The organism is Gordonia sp. NPDC003376 (assembly GCF_053589235.1).
Window position 1 is genome coordinate 205,657 of the sequence record NZ_JBSFRM010000006.1, and the last position, 19,898, is coordinate 225,554.

Below are 19,898 nucleotides of genomic sequence, written 5' to 3' on the forward strand. Positions count from 1 at the left end.
AAATGGTTGTGGGTGTTCTTGTCTCGCCGGATTTCGACTCGGGTCCTCGCCCTTCGGGCTCGGTCCCGGCTCCATCATCGTGGGGTGGTCTGCCTCAATCAGTGGCGGGTCGTCCTGATCGCCCGACGCTTGGCCTGCTGGGGGACGACATCGGCTCACATTGACTCGAATCATTGTCGCGCAACCCTTGTGCCGACACACTCGTGATCCGATACCGAATCATGGGGGTAGAACTGTGTCCGAGAAGTCCACACGCACCCGGTACACGCGATCCGGGTGCACGAGATCCCGATGGGGCCGCCTGGGTGTCGCGGCTGTTGCCGTGGCTGCGGTGACCGGCCTGGCACTGACGGGTTGCTCGTCGTCGGACAAGGACTCGTCCGACTCGTCGGCGAGGATCACCCTGACCGTTGGTGACCAGGTCAAGAGCACCCAGTCGCTGCTGGAGGCGGCCGGTGAGCTCGACAACCTGCCTTATGACATCACTTGGGCCTCATTCGAATCCGGTCCTCCGCTGCTGGAGGCCGCGGGTGCCGGCAAGGTCGACTTCGGTGGGACCGGTGACGTGCCGCCGGTGTTCGCCCAGGTCGGTGGTGCACCCATCAAGATCGTCGGCGTGCAGGCACGCACCAAGCCCAACGACTTCCTGTTGGTGCCGGACGGCTCCTCGGCCCGGTCGATCGCAGACCTGAAGGGCAAGAAGGTCGCCTTCGCCAAGGGGTCGAGCTCGCACGGCCTGGTGCTCGCGCTACTCGAGCAGGCAGGTCTCGAACCCGACGACATCCAGGCGACCTATCTGTCCCCCACGGAAGCACTGTCGGCGTTCTCCTCCGGGCAGGTCGACGCCTGGGCAGTGTGGAACCCGTACAGCACTCTGGGACAAGCCCAAGCGCACGGCAAGGTGATCGCCGACGGCGCCGGGCTGACCACCCAGCAGGTCTACTATCTTGCATCCGATGAGGCATTGGGCGATACGCGCAAGCGTGAGGCGCTCAGCGATCTACTCGCCCGCCTGACGCGAGCCAACCAGTGGTCGGTGACGCACGTCGACGCGTGGGTGCCGATCTTCAGCAAGCTCACCAAACTGCCCGAGCCGGCCGCCCGTGCGACTTTCGCCACCGGGTCCGGACCACTGGTTCCCATCGGTGACGAGCAGATCGCCAAGCAGCAGAAGCTGATCGACCTGTTCGCCGGAGCCGGCGAGATCCCCAGGGCACCCAAGGCCGCCGACTACTTCGACGCACAGTTCAACGACGCGGTCACCGGGGCAGGGGTGAGCGGATGACCGGGGCGGTCATCGAGCGCTCCGCGCCGTCGGCTCGGGCGGAGGCCGGCGAACATCGCAACAGCACTCCGGGCCCGTGGCGACAACGATTGCGCCGCGTCGGCTCCGGTCCCTGGATCCGGCTGGTCTCGCCACTCGTCATCCTCGTGTTGTGGCAGATCCTGTCGTCCCGCGGTGTGATCCCGGCGAGCAAACTGGCACCCCCGACGCAGGTGTGGGCGGCGGCGCAGGAACTCTGGGCCGACGGCAGTCTCCAGGACGCGCTCGCGGTGTCGTTGCAGCGCGTGGGAATCGGTCTGGTCCTCGGTGTGACGGTGGCCGTGGTACTCGGCCTCCTGGTCGGCTTCTTCCGCGTCGCCGACCTCGCGATCGACCCGCCGCTTCAGATGCTGCGCACGGTTCCGTTCCTCGGACTCATCCCGCTGTTCGTGGTGTGGTTCGGCATCGGTGAGGAGCCCAAGGTCCTGATGGTGGCACTGGGCGTCCTCTTCCCGCTGTACCTGAATCTCGTGTCCGGAATCAAGGGGGTCGATCCCAAACTCATCGAGGCCGGTCGCTCGGTGGGACTGGGACGGCTCGGTCTGGCACGCACGGTGATCATCCCCGGGTCGATGCCGGAGGCACTCACCGGCTTCCGACTGTCCCTCGGCGTCGCCTGGCTGTCGCTGATCGTCGCTGAACAGATCAACGCCGATGCCGGCCTCGGCTACCTCGTGATGAACGCCCGCACCTACTTCCGCAACGACATCATCGTGCTGGGTCTGGTCATCTACGCATTGCTGGGTCTGATCAGCGACTCGATCGTCCGCGGCCTGGAGGGTCGGCTGCTGCGTTGGCGGGTGGCCCGATGAGCGCCCGCGCGGTGGTACACGCCTCCGGCATCTCCCGGTCGTTCGGCGAGGTCGACGTGCTGCAAGGGATCGACCTCACCCTGCACGCCGGGGAGATCGTGGCCCTGGTGGGCCGATCCGGATCCGGCAAGTCGACGCTGCTGCGGATCGTCGCCGGGCTCGACGAGCGACATGGCGGGTCCCTCGAGGTCGACGGTTCCCGTGCGGTCGCCTTCCAGGAACCGCGATTATTGCCGTGGCGCAAGGTCATCAAGAACGTGTCGCTGAACCTCCGGCGGTCCGACGCCGATCGGCTCGCCGAGGACGCGCTACGCGAGGTGGGTCTCGCCCATCGCTCGGACGCTTGGCCACTCACCCTGTCCGGCGGTGAGGCGCAACGGGCCTCCCTGGCCCGGGCGTTGGTCCGCAATCCCGATCTGCTGTTGCTCGACGAGCCGTTCGGCGCGCTGGATGCACTCACCCGGCTCGAGGCACATGCACTCCTGACCCGGCTGTGGGAAACCCACGGGTTCGCCGCACTGCTGGTCACCCACGACGTCGAAGAGGCCGTCGTGCTCGCCGACCGGATTCTCGTCCTCGAAGACGGCACCATCGCCCACGACGTCGCCGTCGACCTGCCGCGCCCGCGGGTCCGAGACGACCGTGCCCTGGTGGAACTGCGCGAGCAGGTGCTCGAACACCTCGGCGTCGGCGCCCGCGTCGGCGCGATCCCGTCACCACCCGAGAGAGGATGAGCTCGCGATGAACAGCCCTATATCCCGGCGCACTGACACCGATGGCACAGCCCATTTCCACTGGTTCCTGCCCACGTCCGGCGACGGCCGCGAGGTGATCGGCGGTCTGCAATCGGCGGGTGTCCTGGGCACGGCGTCGGCGATCCGGCCCCCGGACCTGGATTACCTTGCGCTGGTGGCCAAGACCGCCGAACGACTCGGATTCGAGTCGGTGCTCACCCCCACCGGGACCTGGTGCCACGACGCCTGGCTGACCACCGCGGCGCTGATCCGGGAGACCAGCAGGCTCACGTTCCTGGTGGCCTTCCGCCCAGGCCTGATCACCCCGACACTCGCCGCGCAGCAGGCGGCGACCTTTGCCGAGTTCTCCGGTGGCCGTTTGGCATTGAACATCGTGTGCGGTGGCGACGCGGAGGAGCAGCACCGCTTCGGTGACCGGCTGAGCAAGGAGCAACGGTATGCCCGTGCCGGTGAGTTCCTCACCATCGTGCGGCAGGCATGGTCGGGGACCCCGTTCGACTTCACCGGAGAGTACTACGACGTGACCGGGGCTGTCGTCGCCCATCCGCCGGTCCCCGCGCCGCCGGTGTTCTTCGGTGGCGCAAGCGAACCCGCCCGCGAGGTCGCAGCGGCGTCGGTGGACACCTACCTCACCTGGACCGAACCGCCGGACAAGGTGGCGGCACTGATCGCCGACGTGCGTGCCCGTGCCGCCCGGTATGGGCGCACCCTGACGTTCGGTATCCGGGCACACGTGATCAGCCGTGACACCAGCGAGGAGGCATGGGCCGAGGCGCGCCGGCTCGTCGACCGGATGGACCCGGCACTCATCGGCCTCGCCCGGGAACGGTTGCTGCAGTCCGAGTCCGAAGGGCAACGCCGGCAGCTCGACATGAACGCCGACCTCGATCGGCTCGAGGTCTATCCCGGGTTGTGGGCCGGATACGGGCTCGTCCGTCCCGGCGCCGGAACCGCATTCGTCGGAAGCCATGCCGAGGTGGCGGCACTGATCGCCGAGTACCGGGCGATCGGCGTCGACCACTTCGTCCTCTCCGGGCAGCCGCATATCGAAGAGGCATTCTGGTTCGCCGAGGGCGTCGTCCCGTTGGTGCGTGCAGCAGAGCGGGCCACCGCCGCCCCGGATGTGGTGGTCAGCGGTCGGGAACGCTGAGTTCCGCGTGACTCGCCTTGATCTCGGCGGCGATCCGCGCGTCGTCCCAGCCGAGTTCCGCGCCGGCGATGGCGGCCATCTCGGCCAGGTCGTCGTCGGCGGGGAGTCCGATGTTTCCGATCCCGGTGCGGCGCAACAACAGATCGGCCAGTGACCGCGGCGACTCGTGGCGCGCCGAGTAGGCCAGGGCGGCCAGCGGGATCCCGTCGTGGGTGACGATACGTGCCAGCCGCGGGTCCTCGTCGGCGAGGGCGTGCACCGCGGGTGCGGCAGTGCCGTAGAGCTGTTCGACGATGCCGGCGTCGGTGTCGGTCGCGGTGCAGCCGACCAGGATCGCCGTGGCCGACGTACTCGGCCGCACCGGCACGCCGCTGATCGAGGCGAGGGTGTCCACGGCGGTCTCGGCGAAGGCACGCGATGTCGTGTATTTTCCGCCGGTGGCCGACACGATGCCGTCGAGGCCGTCGGCTCGGTGATCGACGAGTTCCGAAGCACGACTGGCATTGTAGGTGTCGGTGGAGGTCTGCTCCGTCAGCGGACGTAACCCACCGTAGGCGGCGAGCACGTCGTCGGAACCCACCTGTACCGGCAACATCGAGGTGGTGTTGACCGTCTCGAGGAAGGCGTCGATCGATGCGCGCGTGAGCCGCCAGTCGTCGACGTCGCCGTGATACGGCGTCTCGGTGGGACCGATCAGGCTCAGGCCGCGCCACGGCGCCACGCTGAAGTGGCTGTGCCCGGACACGGTGAGCACCATGGTCTCCGACAGTTTCCGGGTCACCAGATAGATTCCCTCCGACCGCACCGGCGGGGCCGGCGGGGCGAGGACATCGGTGACCGGACTGCTCGCCAGCACGTCACGGGCCCACGGGCCGGTGGCGTTGACCGTGACACGGGCACGGATCTCACCCTGACGACCGGTCTGCCCGTCGCGCACCTGTGCTCCGACGATACGTCCACCGCCACCGATGATCGTCTCCACCGCGACATCATTGGCCAGTTGTGCGCCGTAGGCGCCGGCGCTCCGCAAGAAGGCCAGGGTGAGTCGCTCCGGATTCGGCATCATCGCGTCGTGGAACAACGCACCCGACCGCAGGCCGGGAAGCCCCCGCCGGGTGAGGTCGTCGCGACCCAGAATCCGATGCCGTGGAATCTGTTTGGATCGGTCGGCGATCCGATTGCGGTCGAACGAGAGGAGATCGTAGGCGGTCAGCCCGACCCGTTCGACCAGGCCGGGCTCGGGGAGCACCATGCCGACCGGATCGACCAGATTGGGGGCGATCGACATCAGGGTGCGGCGTTCGGCGAGTGATTCGCGTACCAACCGGATGTCGAACTGCCTGAGATAGCGCAGACCGCCGTGGATCAGTCTGCCGGTGGCCGCCGACGTCGCCGCGCCGTAGTCGGCGCGCTCGACGAGGGCCACCTGCAGGCCGCGGCTCGCCGCCTCGTAGGCCACCGCGGCGCCGGTGATCCCACCCCCGATGACCAGGACGTCGACGGTGGTGGTGGTGCCGCCGAAGTCGCTTCGCTGCAAAGGGTTCGGGGACCCGGTTGTGGCGCTCACGAGGTGGTCGCGATCGCCGAGCGGATACGGGTGAGCAGGGGTTGGCGTTCGCTCTCCACATCGAGCCACCCCAGTCGAAGGATGCGCGCGGTGGTCATCCAGGGTTCGACCTCGGCTCCGCCGATCCCGGTGATCCGGGTGTACTCGGCCAGATAGGAACGGAGCATCACCCGGCGCACCGACTGGTACAGCGCCCGCTGTAAAGTCGAGATACCCGGGAACAGTTCGGCTTCGGTGAACAGTAGGCAGGTGGCTGCGACATCGGCCGCGGGCGGGCCGGCTGCGGTGGACTGCCAGTCGATGGTCGCGATCCCGGTGTCGTGTTCGAAGGTGTTGAGCGGATGGAAGTCCAGGTGCAGCACCGAGCTCCCGCCCGGCAGCTCTTGGATCTGCCTGCGCAGCGCCCGGCGCTCGTCGACCGTCAGGTCAGAGAACGGACGGGTGTGCAGCAGGTTCTCGGCCACGTCACGGACATCGTCGAAGTCGGTGGTGTGCGTGGTGTGGATTCTCGCGTGCTCACGCGCGAGACGTCGTGCGACGGAGATGATCTTGTGGGGACGGCGTTCGGCGACGGTGGTCAGTGCGTCGCCGCGGAGGCGGTCGACGACGATACCCATCCGGCCGTCTGGCATGGTGACCGCGCCGTGGTAGCGGATCGGGGTGACCCCGAGCTGGTGGACGGCGGCCGAGTCGCGGATCTCCTTGGCGATCAGTGCGGTGTCGACGTCGTCCTTGAAGATCTTGATCACCTTGTCGGTGTCCCAGGCGTGGATGTCGCTGGTACGGCCGGTGGCCAGGAGCTCACCGAGGCTGACGGCAGTCATCGTGCCTCGCTCACGGCGCCGTAACCGATCCGCAGTGCATGCTCGACGACGGCGCGCTGCTGTTCCTCGGTGAGCTCTCGCGGCGGGCCCAGAGAGCTTGCATGCCAATAGATCTCACAGAGCCATTCCAGTAGGAGGGCGTTGTCGGCGGCGTTGTCGACGCCGATGCCGAGGGCCACCGCGCCGTGGTTGGCCATCAGGGCGGCGAGCCGGCCCGACAGTGCTCGATGAACGGCGTCGGCGAGTTCCGGCGTGCCGAAGGTCGCGAACGGGGCCACGCGCAGGGCACCGCCTAGCGAGAGTTGCTGATAATGGATGACCGGCAGGTGATCGCGCACCACCGACAGTGCGGTGGCGAAGCGGGAATGGGTGTGCACCACCGAGGTCAGCGCGGCGAACTCCGGACGCCGGTACACCCCGAGATGCAGGTCGATCTCCGATGACGGCCGCGGTCCTTCGAGGAGCTCCCCGGACAGAGCCACGAGGGCCACCTCGTCCGCGGTGATGGCGCCCAGCTGTGCCCCGGACGCGGTGATGGCCACCACGTCGTCGGAACGGGCGCTGATATTGCCTGCGGTACCGACGAATACACCGGACTCGGCCAGGCGTCGAGCAGCCGTGGCGACGGTTTCTCGCAGGGTGGCGGCAGGTGGGAGGCCTGAGGACACGGGACTCAGCCTGAAGGTCCGGGAAACCAAAGTCAAGTCTGGTTCTTGTGGAGGTCACCCGACGGTCGGGTTATGGTTGCCCGGTGTCCACCGAACCCGACGAGCGTACCGCCGGTGAGGCCCAGGCGCCGGGCGAGCGCGTTCCGCAGGAGGATCTGAGCGGGGTTCCGCAGGAGGATCTGAGCGGGGTTCCGCTGCGGCGCACGCCGACCCAGATGCGTTCCCGCGAGAAGGTGTCCCGGGCGTTGGCCGCCGCGGATCGGATCGCCGCCACCGAAGGTGTCGAGGCGCTCACCCTGACCCGCGTCGCGGACGCCGCCGGGCTGTCCCCCGGGGCGCTGCATCAGTACCTGCCCGACCGGGATGCCATCGCCGCGGCGCTCGTCGCTCGCTATCACGGGCGGATCGAGGCCCTGATGGACACGGTGATCAGCCGAGTCGCCGAAGAGGACGTGGACGACCCGGTGGCCGAGGTGATCGGCCAGATCGCCCGCATCTACTCCGAGGAAAGCATCGTCCGCCTGGTACGGTCGGCGACCTCGGTTCCCGGTGATGCCGGCCGTGCGCACAAGAATCGGATGGCGGCCAAGGTGCACGAACTCATGGTGGCATGCGGGGTGCGACGCACCGATGCGGTGGCGGCGCGCGTGGTGTTCACCGCCACCGATGCGGTGATGCACGAGGCCTTCGACGGTGACGAACCCGACCTCTCACTCCTCGACGAACTCGAGTCGATGCTGCGCACCTACCTCGACGGCGACCGGATCGGCGGCGACTAGCTCGGCGGCGACTAGCTCGACGGCGACCGACCGCCGACCACCGCACCCGGGCGCGCCGAGCCGGTGTGTGCGTGCATGCGGCGGGCGGCCGGGATCACCGCGACCAGGCCGGCAGCGGGGATCAGGAACGCCGGTCCGATCCCGGATCCGGAGGCGATCGCGCCGATCGTGACCGCACCGAGGATCACCCCGACGTAGTTGAACAGGTTGACCCGCGCGATCACCTCGTCACGGCGGGCGGGCAGGATCCGGCCGGCGGCGGCGAACGTCACCGGGACCAGCATGCCGACGGCCACGCCGGCGATCGCGAACCCGGTGACCGCACCGGCGAAGGTGGGGACCGCGGCGATCACGATGCACCCGGCGGGTCCGATGACGATCGCCGCGATCGCCAGCCTCGTCACACCCCAGCGCATCTCGAGCCGGTCGGTGATCAGCCGCGAGATCAGCGTGGTGGCCTGATACAGCGCGTATCCGAGCGGTGCGAGGCGCGCGACGCCGTCGAACGCCTCGGTGAGATAGACGGTGCTCCACGTCGACACCGCCGAATCCAGCATGTACGCGGCCATCAGGATGACCCCGACCACCCAGATCGCGCGACGCGGCAGGGCCGGACGTGCATTCTCCGACGCACCCGGGTCGGTCTTCGCGACGGCGCGTTCCCGGGACGGGTCGAGAGCACCGAACCCGAATGCCGCGACGGCGATCTGCACCGCGACCGCGGTGAACAGCGCGCCCACTGCGCCCGCCGAGGACGACAGGAAGCCGCTCATCGCGACGGCACCGAGCGCCGCTGCGGCGGTGTAGGCGGCATAGAAGCGGCCCAGATGGGCGATCCCCGTGCGGGCCTCGAGCATGGCGCCCTGCATGTTCACCGCGGCATCCATGGTGCCCAGCCCGATGCCGTAGACGATCACCGCGGCCAGGAACACCGCATATGCCGGGGCGATCGCCATGGTCGCGATCGCGACGGTCTGGACGGCGAGCGCGGCGCACACCGCGACCCGGCTGCCCCAGCGCACGGCGACGAGATCGGCTGCCACCGACCCGAGCCCGGCCATCACGCACGTTCCCAGCAGGATCAGTGACACCCCGGTCTCGTCGATCCCCCACGTGTCCTGGAAGGTGGGCAGCGCCGTCATCACCGCCGCATAGCCGAGGCCCTGCGCGGCATATCCCGCGGCGACCGCAGCCTTGCGGGCCCTCAGGCGCACGCCCGGGGTGAGGTCGGTTCCGGTGGAGGGGCGGGTCGTCACGATGCGGTGTCGTCTCCTTCTGGGCCCGGTGCTGCGCGGACGACCGGGGGAGTGTCGGGTGCCGCGCGGAGCGCGGTGGGATCGGAGGTGTCCTTCAGGGCAACGCCCGATGCCCCGAGCCGGCGGGCTCCGTCGACCAGTGCCCGCACGATCCGGGCGGCGTGCTCGTAGCCGAGGCCGTCGGGTGGATGCACGTTGGAGATGCAGTTGCGTTCGGAGTCGCGTCGTCCCGGTCGGGGCAGGTGGGTCAGGTAGATGCCAAGGCTGTCGGCCACCGACAGGCCCGGGCGTTCGCCGATGATCACCAGCAGGGTCTGCACGCCCAGCACCTCGCCGATGTGGTCGCCGAGGGCCACCCGTGCGCCGGTCGCGACGACCGGGGCCGCCACGCCCAGGTCCGGGGTGAGGGCGCCGACGATGGCCGCGGTCAGCGCCACCGCGTGGGTGCTCACCGCGGTCGCCGAAAGTCCATCGGCCACAACGATTCCCACATCGGCTCCGCCGGCGGGCGGAGTGAGCGCGCCGAGATCGGCGGGGAGACGGCCGAGGTCGGGGCGTCGTAGGTACTCCGCACGCGATGCGGCGCGTCCGGTCACCGCGACGGGCTCACCGAGCCCCAGACCGCGCAATCCGGCCGCCAGTGCGCCGACGTCGAGCGGGGTGTGGACCGCATCGCGGGCTGCGGCGTGGTCGGCCTGGAAGCGGAGCAGGTCGGCGGTCGACGACGCATAACCGCTGCGCTGCAGCCCGATCCGTGCCTGGGTGAACCCGCGCAGGGGATTCCAGATGTCCGGGGTGCTCGGATCGGGGGTGCTCATGACGCGGCCAGTCCACGCAACGGCGACTGCGACGGGTCCAGGGGCCGGATACGACCGTCCGCATCGGCCATGCCCTGCCGCTGCAGCCACGCCTCGAACTCCGGAGCTGCCCGCAGCCCCAACACATTCCGCAGATACAGTGCATCGTGGAACGACAGGCTCTGATAGCCGAGCATGATGTCGTCGGCGCCGGGAACGGTGATCACGAACGCCACCCCGGCCAGCCCGAGCAGGCTCAGCAGCGTGTCCATGTCGTTCTGGTCGGCCTCGGCGTGGTTGGTGTAACACACGTCGACGCCCATCGGCAGGCCGAGGAGCTTGCCGCAGAAGTGGTCCTCGAGTCCGGCGCGGATGATCTGCTTGCCGTCGTAGAGGTATTCCGGGCCGATGAACCCGACCACCGTGTTGACCAGCAGCGGCCGCAGTTCCCGCGCCACCGCGTAGGCGCGGGCCTCCAGGGTCTGCTGGTCCACCGGACGGCCACCGGTGCCCAGGTGTGCTCCCGCCGAGAGCGCCGAACCCTGCCCGGTCTCCAGGTACATCACATTGCTGCCGACGGTGCCGCGGCCTAGCGATCGGCCCGCTTCGTCGGCCTCCCGCAGGATCGCCAGGTCGACGCCGAAACCGCGGTTGGCGCCCTCGGTACCGGCCACCGACTGGAACACCAGGTCGACCGGGGCGCCATGCTCGATCAGCCCGATGGTGGTGGTCACGTGCGAGAGCACACATGACTGCATCGGGATGTCGTAGCGCACCCGGATGTCGTCGAGTAGGTCGAGGAGGGCGGTGGTGGCCTGCGGGGAGTCGGTGGCCGGGTTGATCCCGACCACCGCGTCGCCGCTGCCGAGCAGCAGGCCGTCGAGCATCCCGGCGGCGATCCCGCGGGGGTCGTCGGTGGGGTGGTTGGGTTGCAGGCGGGTGGCCAGCCGGCCGGGCGCGCCGATCGTGGTCCGGAAGGCGGAGGTCACCTCGATCCGCCGGGCGACGGCGACCAGGTCCTGGTTGCGCATCACCTTGCTCACCGCCGCAACCATTTCCGGGGTCAGGCCCGGTCCCACGTCGCGAAGCCGTCCGGCGCCGTCGGGGGCGACCACCTGCTCGAGCAGCCAGTCACGCAGACCACCGACGGTCAGGTGGGCGAGCGGTGCGAACGCGGTCCGGTCGTGGGTGTCGACGATCAGGCGGGTGATCTCGTCGGTCTCGTACGGCACCACGGTCTGCTCGAGGAACACCGTCAGCGGGAGATCGGCCAGCACCCATGCGGCGGCAGCCCGCTCGGCATCGGATTCGGCTGCGCACCCGGCCAATTCGTCACCGGAGCGCGCCGGGGTGGCCTTGGCCATCACATCCACGAGGCCGGAGAACTCGTAGGTATGTCCGCGCAGTGTCTGACGGTGTCTCACACGAGCTCAAGCTACGCCATCCACCGGGTCTTGGCTGCCCGTGTGGCGTGGCTTGCGGGACGGCCGCGCGTGTGACGCCGCGCCCGGACCCACCCGGACGAGCGCGGTCAGGTGCACCGCGATCCCGACCAGCGGACCGCAGATCAGGGCCAGTGCCACACGGTCGGTGACCGCGACGGGCAGGAGCAGCAGGAGTGCCGACGCGACCGTCGCACCCCACCAGCCGATCGCGTACAGCCGGTGTGCGCCGACAGCGAGTGCCGCCGCACCGGTGATGGTGAGCAGGGCCAGCACGGTGGCACCCAGGGTGAACAGCGCGAGCACGGTGCCGTCGAGCCGGAAACCGCCACCGAAGACCACCCGCAGCAGCCACGGGCCGACCAGCGCCGCAAGCCCGGCACCGGCCATGCCGATCACGGTCACCGCCGCCAGCGGCAGCGTCGCCGAGGCGACCGGCCGGCGACGCGCGGCGACGAACCTGGAGATCAGCACCCCCTGAAAGCTGTTCAGTGGCACCAACAGCGGTGCTCGCGTCAGCGTGATCGCCAGGATCACCGCACCCACCACCGCGGGGTCGTCGGCGGTACGGGAGGTGAGCGAGATCAGCACCGGGAAGCCCATCACCACCACCGCACTTGCGGCGGCCGCGGCCATCGCGGTGATCGTTTGCGCGGTGAACGTGCGGGTGCCGACGTCGGCCGGCAGGTCCACCACCGCCCGTGCACGGGCCGACCAGAGCAACAGCCCCATCCACGACACCGACCCGATCACGGTGATCACCAGGAACGCCGTCGTACCCCATCCCAGGGCGAGGGCGATCCCGGCGCCGACCAGTCGGATCAGCGCGTCCACCGACAGCAGCACCGCGAAGCCACCCCACGACAACGTCCCCGACAACGCGCCGGACAGATGTGCGTAGACCGCGAAAGAGGTCACGCCACAAGCCAACAGCACCACCGACAACCAGCGGTGCGCGTCGAAGACCGCCCCGCTCCACAGGGGTGCGGTCACCGCGACGCCGACGGCGAGTGTGATGCCGACGGCGATGTTGATCCGCAGTGGCCGAGCCCGGGGACGCGGGTCTGTGCCCGGGGTGACAGGGACTGCGCCGGAACCGGCCGCACGCATCGCTCGCGTGGTCTCCTGCAGCTGCCCGTTCTGGGTTCCGGTGACCAGCCCGTAGGCCGCCCAGAAGACCGCGAACACGGCGTAGCCACCCGGCCCGAGGGCACGGGCGGCGATGAGCAGGACGAGATAGCCCGACACCGCGGCGATCGCGGTGGCCACGGTGACGCGCCCGAGCGCGGCCGGCGCCGATCCCGATCCGGTCTGCGGAGACCCCGATCCGGTCATTTCCGGTCCGGTCGGCGAGGACGACGGGTCGACCATGTCCGGGGTGGTCAGGAGGGGCCCGGATACGGCGGGAGCGCGGGGGTGAACAGCCAGCGCTGCCACAGGTCGTGCAGCGGGATCGACGAGTAGTTCGCGGCCAGCGCGATGAAGTCCTCGGTGGTCACCGACCCGTAGCGGTACTTCTCGGTCCAGCGGTGCAGCAACGCGAAGAAGTTGCCGTCGCCGATGGTCAGGCGCAGGGCGTGCAAGGTGATCGCGCCGCGCTTGTACACCCAGTCGTCGAACATCTTGCGCGGCGTCGGATCGGCGAGCGGGACACGCACCGGTGCGGCCGCCAGCTTCGCGTAGTAGTGGCGGGCCCATTCGTCGGCGCTACGTCCGCCCGACCGCTGACTCCACAGCCACTCGGCATAGCAGGCGAATCCCTCGTGCAGCCAGATGTCGCGCCAGCGAGCGAGGGTCACCGAGTTGCCGAACCACTGATGGGCGAGCTCGTGGGCGATCAGACGCTCGGCGTCGCGGGTGCCGTCGCAGTGGTTGGCGCCGAACGTGGAGAACGACTGCGCCTCGATCGGGATCTCCAGTGGGTCGTCGGTCACGACGACCGAGTACCGCGGGAACGGGTACGGTCCGAACATCTCGACGAAGGCCTCGATCATGTCGATCTGACGGCCGAAGTCGTAGCCGAAGTCGTTCTTGAGCCGGGGCGGATAGATCGCGTCCACCGGGATCGGCTTGGTGGCCAGTGATTCCTTGCGGTACTGCCCGATCTGGATCGACGCCAGATAGGTGGGCATCGGTTCCACCTGGTGATAGACCCAGGTGGTCTGCGCGGCCCGGACCCGCTTGGACTCGAGGACCCCGTTGGCCAGCGCGTAGTAGGGGCTGTCGGTGGTGATCGCGATGCGGTAGGGCGCCTTGGCGATCGGATGGTCGTCACACGGGAACCACGACGCCGCACCGTTGGGCTGGTTGGCGCACAGGGCGCCGTCGGTGAGTTCCTCCCAGCCGACCTCACCCCACGCACCGCGGATGGGGCGGGGAGAACCGGTGTAACGGACGACGATCGTCATCGCCGCGCCCGGCGGGATCGGGCCGGCCAGGGTGATCGTCAGCTTGTGGTTGCGGTGGGAGTACCGCACCCGTTTGTCGTCGACGACGACCCGCGTCACGTTGAGGGTGTTGGCCAGATCGAGGCTGAAACGCCGCAGGTGGATGTGGGAGGTCGCGGTCAGTGTCGCGGTGCCCTCGAGCCGATTGCTCGACACCTTGTACTCGAGTTCCAGGTCGTACCGCGAGATGCGATAACCGAGGTTCCCGTTGTGTGGGAGGTACGGATCGAGCACATCGGTCGGCGATCCGAGCACCGGCTGTCGTGGGCTCTTGCCCGACTTACCCGGCACGCACCCCTCCTCGTCTGCTGGCGGATCCGGCCCCGGTGGTGGCGCCGGTCCGGCCTCTGCAGACTACCCGCCGCCGCGGCGGGCGACCGGGTGACCGTCCGAGGCTTGATAAACGGACTGCGGTCCGTATACGGTTGCGGGCAGTCCTTCGGAAGGGGAGAAGCCATGTACGGTCCACGAAGCATTGCCCTGCTGGTGTCGCGGGTGATCCTCGGCATCATCTTCATCAGCCACGGTTGGCAGAAGCTCCACAACGGCATCGACGCCACCGCGGCGTTCTTCAGCTCGGTGGGTGTCCCGGCACCGACCTTCTCGGCCTACTACGCCACCTGGGTGGAGCTGATCGGCGGCATCCTGCTGATCCTCGGTGTCGCCCTGCCGCTGGTCTCGACGCTGCTGATCATCGACATGATCGGCGCCATCGCCACCGTCCACTGGGATGCCGGATTCTGGGATGCCGACGGCGGCTACGAGTTCCCGCTCGCCCTGATCGCCGGGCTGGTCGCCGTGGGCTTCGCCACCGCCGGTGGCTTCGCTCTCGACGGCCATGTGACCCGGTTGCGCGGTAGGTCCAGGGTCTGACCCGACCCCGCCGGGGAGGTCGAATCGGCGGTCGGGTGGCTCAGGCCACCAGGCCGTCGATCGTCGTCCGCTCGAATGCCACATCGTCGGCCTCTGCGACGTCGGGGAATCCGGTCCGCAGTTCCCGCAGATCGGCCAGCACGCCGTCGAGATGACGCAGGCCGACACCGTCGATGGTCCCCGGCGAGACCAGGGCCTCCGGGTCGATATCGTGCCGATGTGCCAGGGCCGCACCGAGGAGCCGGTGGGCCTGGGGCCGGTCGATGTCCCACAGGGCATCGGCGGTGAGCACGTACAGCCGGACGGCCGGCGGGTGGTCGTCGAGATGCACCAGTGCCCACGCCCAATGCTTGGCGACGTCGACCGTGTCGGCCTCGCCGCGACCGTGGGTCCGCACGTACTTGCCGTGGAGTTCACGGCACAACGGCGTGGAGTCGGCCCACCGCCGGAGCTGCGACATGCAGCGAACGGAATCGTGCAGGTTGGACAGGTACATCGGTGAGTAGGGACCCTCGCGGCGGGAGCGGATCTCACGCAGAACCGAGAACTCGGCGAGCGCGTGACCGTAGTCACCTGCCCGGAGTAGGGCCAGGGCCTCATCCTGCATTTCTTCGATCACCCCCACATTGTCGCCGAACAGCCCGGCAAAAGTGATCTGATTCACAAACCCGTTACGCGCGGTGGCCGATTCGAGTGGCATCGTGAGAAGCATGAGCGGTTACGAGAACGACACCATCGACGAGGGCTCGGACAGCGACTACAGCGTGGACGCCGACGACCAGTTGCAGCCCGAGGATTCCCTTGACGATCGCGGCGTCGACGATGTCCTGGACGAGGGATACTCGCCGCCCGATCGCGCCCCGAAGGGTGCCATCCACGGCCTGACCGCCCGCGAGATGCGCGACGGCGAGACCCTCGACGAACGACTCGCCGAGGAGGTGCCCGACGTGGGTGCCACCGATCCGCTCGACGACGCGCCCGCCGACTGGCGGTCGCACGAGTCCGACGCCGACGACGAGTTCACCGCCGACGGCGAGGTCGGTGCCCGCCGGGCCGGGCGCCTCGTGGCGCCGGATCTCGGCGACATCTCCGACACCGAGGCCGAGGCGCTCGCCACCGACTGCGGTATCGACGGGGCCGGGGCGAGTGCCGAGGAGGCCGCGGTCCACATCATCGACGCGGGGACTGACCGGGACGGGGACTGACCGGGACGGGGACTGACCGGGACGGGGACTGACCGGGACGGGGACTGACCGGGGGCCGTTCGGTGCCCGCGGATCATCGGACAGGGAAGAGGGTCTCGACGACGGTCGGCGACATGCCGTCACGATCGAGGTCGCCCGGGCGCGCCCGATGGCCGGGTCGGCGAACAGCGACCGGCAGGTGCTCTGTGCCCACGTCGTCGTGCCCGAGACCGAGCGCGGTCTGCACGGTGTTCTCCAGGACGGCCGTGGCCGCCTCGTCGAGGTGATCGGCGGCCGACACGGCATCGGTGAGCTGGTCGGGGGGAGGCCGTCGTGGGCCCTGCGGATGACGGTGATCAGGTCGTCGAGGCGGACGCCGGTGATCTCGGTGGGGGTCTGTTGGGTGGTGCGTCGCCCCTCGGGGTGACGACCTCCGTGGTGTGCTGGTCGGGGGACCCACGTTGACAGCCTGGACGGGCGTGGGAACCATGGACGGGACGGGGGCGTGGAGCCCCTGCGTCCGAGCGGTGTCCCAGCGTCACGGGAGGAACTCCAGTGAGCATCACCCAGTCCGTCCACACGATCCCGGGAAGCTCTCCCGCGCAACGATTTCGAGACGTTCGCGAACTCACCGACCGATTGTCGTCGCACTTGTCGGCCGAAGACCAGACGCCACAGTCGATGACCGAGGCCAGCCCCGCGAAATGGCATCGTGCCCACGTCACCTGGTTCTTCGAGGAGTTCGTGCTGCGCCGCGACCCCGCCTACGTGGTGTACGACGAGAGCTACCGATACCTGTTCAACAGCTACTACGAAGCGGTCGGCGAGCGGCATCCGCGCCCCGACCGCGGGCTGGTGACACGGCCGGGCGTCGAGGACATCACCCACTACCGCAACTACGTCGACGGGGCGATGGAGGAGGCGCTGCTGCGTGGCTCGCTGGATGACGGAGCCCTCGATCTGATCGAACTCGGGTGCAATCACGAACAGCAGCACCAGGAACTGCTGCTGATGGACATCAAGCACCTGTTCTCCACCATCCCGTTGACTCCCGGACCGACCTACATCGACCGCGAACCCGATCCCTCGGGGAGCCCGCGACCGCTCGGGTGGCGGTCGGTGTCCGGGGGTGTGGTCGAGACCGGTGCCGCCGGAGCAGGTTTCTCCTACGACAACGAGGGGCCCCGTCACCGGGTGTTCCTCGAGGACTTCGAGATCGCCGACCGTGCGGTCACCAACGCCGACTGGCTGGAGTTCATCGCCGACGACGGGTATCGCCGCCCCGAGTTGTGGCTCTCCGACGGGTGGGCCCACATCCGGCAAACCGGATGGGGTGCACCGGGATACTGGCGATTCGACGACGACGGGTGGACCACGTTCACGTTGTCGGGGCGCCGGTGGCTGGTGCTCGACGAACCCGTCATGCACGTCTCGTTCTACGAGGCCGACGCCTTTGCCCGCTGGGCCGGTGCGCGGCTGCCCACCGAGTTCGAATGGGAGACAGCCGCTCTCGCCGTCGATGATCGACGCGGGATGTTGTTGGACCCGGATCGATGCCATCCGGGCCGGGCGGGGGACACGATGATCGGCGACGTCTGGGAGTGGACGTCGAGCGCCTACCTGCCCTACCCGGGATTCGTCCCCGCGAACGGCGCGGTCGGTGAGTACAACGGGAAGTTCATGTCCGATCAGCATGTTCTGCGCGGGGCGAGCGCCATCACGCCGGTCGGACACGAGCGGATCACGTACCGGAACTTCTTCCCCGCGCCGTCGCGTTGGGTGTTCGCCGGCCTGAGGCTCGCGCGGTGACGGTGCAACTCGACTCGGCGCTCGCCGCCGACGCATCGGCCGGGCTGTGGCTCGATCCGCCGGTCCTGCCGACGAAGTGGCTCTACGACGGCCGTGGCAGCAGACTCTTCGACGAGATCACCCGATTGCCGGAGTACTACCCGACCCGGCGGGAGACATCGATCCTCACCGACCGGGCCGGCGAGATCGTCGCCGAGACGGAGTCGGTGATGATGGTCGAATTCGGTTCCGGCACATCCACCAAGACCCGGTTGCTGCTCGACGCCTTCGGGGCCGCGGGCCGCCCCTTCACCTACGTCCCGGTGGATGTGAGCGCGCCGATGCTCGCCGAATCATCGGCGATCCTCGCCCGCGACTATCCGAACATCGAGATCGGGCCGGTGGAAGCCGATTTCACCGAACCGGACCTGACTCTGCCGCATGCCGACGGCCCCCGCGTCGCGGTGTTCCTCGGCGGGACCATCGGAAACTTCGACGACGACGACCGTGGTGTCTTCTTCACCCGGGTGGCGTCCGCGCTGACCCCCGGCGACTACTTCCTGCTCGGCGCCGACCTGGTCAAGGACACCGGAAGAATCGTCGCCGCCTACAACGACAAGGCCGGTGTCACCGCCGATTTCAACCGCAACATGATCGAGGTGCTCCGCACCGGACTCGGTGCCACCGGCCTGTACGCCGACGACTTCGACCACATCGCCCGATGGAATCCGGTCCGCCACCGGATCGAGATGTGGTTGCGCGCACGGCGTCCCGTCCATGCCACGTTCGCGGCGCTGGAACGTGACTGGGACCTCGCCGCCGGCACCGAGATCCTCACCGAGATCAGCACCAAGTTCGAGTTGTCGGCGTTACACGAGGAACTGGCATCCGCCGGTCTCGCGCCGGTCGACACCTGGACCGACTCGTTCGGCGACTTCTCCCTGACCTTGAGTAGGCGGTAGGTGGGGTTCGAGTGCGTCGGGTGGTGACCACGCTCGGTAGTGGTTGGGGAGGTCGGCCGGCGGGGGTGTCGACTCGACTTGGCGCTTCGCTCCTTGTCGGCTCAACCAGCAACTGGCTGTTGACTTTTGATGATAGTGGATGGTGCTTTTGTTGGTGATCGAGCCGGGACCGAGCCCGAAGGGCGAGGACCCTTGTCGAGATCTCCGCAGCGTGCCTTGGGTGGTGACCACGCAACGGACCCTCGACGATGGGTCGGCCCTCGGTTCGCTCGATCCCGGGCTCGATCATCGCGCATGTCCCGGTCAGCTGCTCAGCGCCGCCAGTTCTGCGGTCAGGGCGGCGACGTCGATCCGGGTACTGCGACCATCGGCGACGACGACCTCGCCGGCCACCCGGACGGTGTCGACGATCTTCGGCGACGCGATGGTCAGCAGCGATGCCGCCGGGTCGAGGACCGGTAGACAGGTGAAGTCTCGGTCGAAACGCACGAGCGTGAGATCCGCGTTGCGGCCCTCGGTGACGCCATCCGGCACCCGACCCTGCGGGAGACCGAGGGTCGAGGACGCACCGTCGCAGGCGGGGCCGGCATCTCCGAGGTATCGAAGGCATTGGCCAGTCTACGTTGCGCCCGTTGCGCAGAGGCGCCGGCACGTAGCGTCTCCAGCATGTCCCGTCGATCGTTGGAACCGGGACCGGTGACGCCGAATCCGCCGAACGTGCTGCCGCCACACATGTCTGCGCGGTCCGGGTCCGGATGCGTCGGTTGCGGCAGTCGGCCGCAGACTGAGGCGGTTGTCGGCCGATGCCTGGAGCGGTGGGTTCAAGGGGGCACCCCACGGGTGAACCCGAGTCCCCAGGGTGAACAGCTTTCACAACTTGTCCACAAATCTTGCTCTGCTTGACAATTAGGCATAGGTTCGCCTATGTGTGGCACTACTGACGATTCTGTGGGCACCCAACGGTGCGCCTAAAGCACGCAACGCCCTGTCTCCCATAATGTTTGGTTTGCGAAGACTAAACAGAAGGAGCAAGGCGTTGCGCACGACCACTGTACTGCAGAAGCTACTGGGAGTCGAGCACCTGACGGTGCTCGATGTGGAGTTTGTCGACAATGTCGGCACGTCGGGAGTAGTGGTGACGGTCCGGGCTCACGCCCAGACGCGATCTCGATGTCCTCGATGTCATAAGCGTTGTCCTGGATACGATCAGAGCAATCAGCCACGACGTTGGCGCCATCTCGACCTCGGTGGCTGGCGCTGCTATCTGCAA

At 68.5% G+C, this 19,898-nt stretch carries 21 protein-coding genes; 11 read left to right on the forward strand and 10 right to left on the reverse strand.

Features of this window, described 5'->3' with window-relative positions:
- The first annotated feature begins 322 nt into the window (after positions 1 to 322).
- Genes ACWDUA_RS09250 through ACWDUA_RS09265 form a run of 4 tightly spaced genes read left to right on the forward strand, consistent with a single transcriptional unit; the run spans position 323 to position 4,041 of the window.
- Positions 323 to 1,285: an ABC transporter substrate-binding protein gene (locus ACWDUA_RS09250; protein ID WP_449750707.1), complete on the forward strand. Its 963-nt coding sequence runs from the start codon at positions 323 to 325 to the stop codon at positions 1,283 to 1,285.
- Positions 1,282 to 2,136: an ABC transporter permease gene (locus tag ACWDUA_RS09255; RefSeq protein ID WP_449750708.1), complete on the forward strand. Its 855-nt coding sequence runs from the start codon at positions 1,282 to 1,284 to the stop codon at positions 2,134 to 2,136. Before ACWDUA_RS09250 ends, ACWDUA_RS09255 begins: the two co-directional genes overlap by 4 nt.
- Positions 2,133 to 2,870 (forward strand): ABC transporter ATP-binding protein, encoded by a 738-nt coding sequence (locus ACWDUA_RS09260; protein WP_449750709.1) that lies wholly within the window; start codon positions 2,133 to 2,135, stop codon positions 2,868 to 2,870. The genes ACWDUA_RS09255 and ACWDUA_RS09260 overlap by 4 nt, the downstream gene beginning before the upstream one ends.
- 7 nt (positions 2,871 to 2,877) lie before the next feature.
- Positions 2,878 to 4,041, forward strand: coding sequence for an LLM class flavin-dependent oxidoreductase (locus ACWDUA_RS09265; protein WP_449750710.1), 1,164 nt, complete (start codon positions 2,878 to 2,880; stop codon positions 4,039 to 4,041).
- Here the strand turns inward: ACWDUA_RS09265 and ACWDUA_RS09270 are convergent.
- Genes ACWDUA_RS09270 through ACWDUA_RS09280 form a run of 3 tightly spaced genes read right to left on the reverse strand, consistent with a single transcriptional unit; the run spans position 4,022 to position 7,100 of the window.
- Positions 4,022 to 5,608 (reverse strand): FAD-dependent oxidoreductase, encoded by a 1,587-nt coding sequence (locus ACWDUA_RS09270; protein ID WP_449750711.1) that lies wholly within the window; start codon positions 5,606 to 5,608, stop codon positions 4,022 to 4,024. The two genes, ACWDUA_RS09265 and ACWDUA_RS09270, sit on opposite strands and share 20 nt — an antisense overlap.
- Complete coding sequence (locus ACWDUA_RS09275) at positions 5,605 to 6,432, reverse strand: phosphotransferase family protein (RefSeq protein ID WP_449750712.1); 828 nt, start codon at positions 6,430 to 6,432, stop codon at positions 5,605 to 5,607. Before ACWDUA_RS09275 ends, ACWDUA_RS09270 begins: the two co-directional genes overlap by 4 nt.
- Positions 6,429 to 7,100, reverse strand: coding sequence for a class II aldolase/adducin family protein (locus tag ACWDUA_RS09280; protein ID WP_449750713.1), 672 nt, complete (start codon positions 7,098 to 7,100; stop codon positions 6,429 to 6,431). Before ACWDUA_RS09280 ends, ACWDUA_RS09275 begins: the two co-directional genes overlap by 4 nt.
- Positions 7,101 to 7,183: 83 nt before the next feature.
- Here ACWDUA_RS09280 and ACWDUA_RS09285 point away from each other — a divergent pair, with 83 nt between their 5' ends.
- Positions 7,184 to 7,879 carry a TetR family transcriptional regulator gene (locus ACWDUA_RS09285; protein ID WP_449750714.1) on the forward strand — a complete coding sequence of 232 codons (696 nt, stop codon included), beginning with the start codon at positions 7,184 to 7,186 and terminating at the stop codon, positions 7,877 to 7,879.
- Between the two features lie 11 nt (positions 7,880 to 7,890).
- Here the strand turns inward: ACWDUA_RS09285 and ACWDUA_RS09290 are convergent, their stop codons facing one another.
- The 5 genes from ACWDUA_RS09290 to ACWDUA_RS09310 are packed head-to-tail and all read right to left on the reverse strand — an operon-like array spanning position 7,891 to position 14,112.
- Positions 7,891 to 9,135 carry an MFS transporter gene (locus ACWDUA_RS09290; RefSeq protein ID WP_449750715.1) on the reverse strand — a complete coding sequence of 415 codons (1,245 nt, stop codon included), beginning with the start codon at positions 9,133 to 9,135 and terminating at the stop codon, positions 7,891 to 7,893.
- Positions 9,132 to 9,953, reverse strand: a complete 822-nt coding sequence (gene eutC, locus ACWDUA_RS09295; protein WP_449750716.1) for an ethanolamine ammonia-lyase subunit EutC — start codon at positions 9,951 to 9,953, stop codon at positions 9,132 to 9,134. The genes ACWDUA_RS09290 and eutC overlap by 4 nt, the downstream gene beginning before the upstream one ends.
- On the reverse strand, positions 9,950 to 11,356 hold the full coding sequence (locus ACWDUA_RS09300; RefSeq protein WP_449750717.1) for an ethanolamine ammonia-lyase subunit EutB: 1,407 nt from the start codon (positions 11,354 to 11,356) through the stop codon (positions 9,950 to 9,952). Before ACWDUA_RS09300 ends, eutC begins: the two co-directional genes overlap by 4 nt.
- Positions 11,357 to 11,362: 6 nt before the next feature.
- The gene (locus ACWDUA_RS09305; RefSeq protein WP_449750718.1) at positions 11,363 to 12,709 is read right to left on the reverse strand and encodes a lipopolysaccharide biosynthesis protein; all 1,347 of its coding nucleotides are present in this window, start codon (positions 12,707 to 12,709) and stop codon (positions 11,363 to 11,365) included.
- Between the two features lie 47 nt (positions 12,710 to 12,756).
- Entirely contained in the window at positions 12,757 to 14,112 is a 1,356-nt protein-coding gene (locus ACWDUA_RS09310) for a M1 family metallopeptidase (protein ID WP_449750719.1), read from the reverse strand.
- A gap of 165 nt (positions 14,113 to 14,277) precedes the next feature.
- On the opposite strand from ACWDUA_RS09310, the gene ACWDUA_RS09315 reads away from it, so the two are divergent.
- On the forward strand, positions 14,278 to 14,694 hold the full coding sequence (locus tag ACWDUA_RS09315; protein ID WP_449750720.1) for a DoxX family protein: 417 nt from the start codon (positions 14,278 to 14,280) through the stop codon (positions 14,692 to 14,694).
- 40 nt (positions 14,695 to 14,734) lie between these two features.
- On the opposite strand, the gene ACWDUA_RS09320 is transcribed toward ACWDUA_RS09315, so the two are convergent.
- Complete coding sequence (locus tag ACWDUA_RS09320; RefSeq protein WP_449750738.1) at positions 14,735 to 15,301, reverse strand: hypothetical protein; 567 nt, start codon at positions 15,299 to 15,301, stop codon at positions 14,735 to 14,737.
- 103 nt (positions 15,302 to 15,404) lie between these two features.
- On the opposite strand from ACWDUA_RS09320, the gene ACWDUA_RS09325 reads away from it, so the two are divergent.
- The 4 genes from ACWDUA_RS09325 to egtD all read left to right on the forward strand — a co-directional run bounded on the left by ACWDUA_RS09325 (position 15,405) and on the right by egtD (position 18,628).
- On the forward strand, positions 15,405 to 15,899 hold the full coding sequence (locus ACWDUA_RS09325; RefSeq protein WP_449750721.1) for a DUF5709 domain-containing protein: 495 nt from the start codon (positions 15,405 to 15,407) through the stop codon (positions 15,897 to 15,899).
- 148 nt (positions 15,900 to 16,047) lie between these two features.
- Positions 16,048 to 16,305, forward strand: a complete 258-nt coding sequence (locus tag ACWDUA_RS09330; RefSeq protein WP_449750722.1) for a hypothetical protein — start codon at positions 16,048 to 16,050, stop codon at positions 16,303 to 16,305.
- A gap of 128 nt (positions 16,306 to 16,433) precedes the next feature.
- Complete coding sequence (gene egtB, locus ACWDUA_RS09335; RefSeq protein WP_449750723.1) at positions 16,434 to 17,687, forward strand: ergothioneine biosynthesis protein EgtB; 1,254 nt, start codon at positions 16,434 to 16,436, stop codon at positions 17,685 to 17,687.
- Positions 17,684 to 18,628, forward strand: a complete 945-nt coding sequence (gene egtD, locus ACWDUA_RS09340) for an L-histidine N(alpha)-methyltransferase (RefSeq protein ID WP_449750724.1) — start codon at positions 17,684 to 17,686, stop codon at positions 18,626 to 18,628. Before egtB ends, egtD begins: the two co-directional genes overlap by 4 nt.
- Before the next feature lie 303 nt (positions 18,629 to 18,931).
- Here egtD and ACWDUA_RS09345 read toward each other — a convergent pair whose 3' ends face one another.
- Complete coding sequence (locus ACWDUA_RS09345) at positions 18,932 to 19,117, reverse strand: hypothetical protein (protein ID WP_449750725.1); 186 nt, start codon at positions 19,115 to 19,117, stop codon at positions 18,932 to 18,934.
- 547 nt (positions 19,118 to 19,664) lie between these two features.
- On the opposite strand from ACWDUA_RS09345, the gene ACWDUA_RS09350 reads away from it, so the two are divergent.
- Positions 19,665 to 19,898: transposase family protein (locus tag ACWDUA_RS09350; protein WP_449750726.1), on the forward strand; the 234-nt coding region annotated here is incomplete at its 3' end.

Coding starts and splice junctions, on each gene's coding strand:
- ACWDUA_RS09255 (WP_449750708.1), top strand. CDS start 1,282: ATGACCGGGGCGGTCATCGAGCGCTCCGCGCCGTCGGCTCGGGCGGAG.
- ACWDUA_RS09260 (WP_449750709.1), top strand. CDS start 2,133: ATGAGCGCCCGCGCGGTGGTACACGCCTCCGGCATCTCCCGGTCGTTC.
- ACWDUA_RS09265 (WP_449750710.1), top strand. CDS start 2,878: ATGAACAGCCCTATATCCCGGCGCACTGACACCGATGGCACAGCCCAT.
- ACWDUA_RS09275 (WP_449750712.1), bottom strand. CDS start 6,432: ATGACTGCCGTCAGCCTCGGTGAGCTCCTGGCCACCGGCCGTACCAGC.
- eutC (WP_449750716.1), bottom strand. CDS start 9,953: ATGAGCACCCCCGATCCGAGCACCCCGGACATCTGGAATCCCCTGCGC.
- ACWDUA_RS09305 (WP_449750718.1), bottom strand. CDS start 12,709: ATGACCGGATCGGGGTCTCCGCAGACCGGATCGGGATCGGCGCCGGCC.
- ACWDUA_RS09315 (WP_449750720.1), top strand. CDS start 14,278: ATGTACGGTCCACGAAGCATTGCCCTGCTGGTGTCGCGGGTGATCCTC.
- ACWDUA_RS09320 (WP_449750738.1), bottom strand. CDS start 15,301: ATGCAGGATGAGGCCCTGGCCCTACTCCGGGCAGGTGACTACGGTCAC.
- ACWDUA_RS09325 (WP_449750721.1), top strand. CDS start 15,405: ATGAGCGGTTACGAGAACGACACCATCGACGAGGGCTCGGACAGCGAC.
- ACWDUA_RS09330 (WP_449750722.1), top strand. CDS start 16,048: ATGGCCGGGTCGGCGAACAGCGACCGGCAGGTGCTCTGTGCCCACGTC.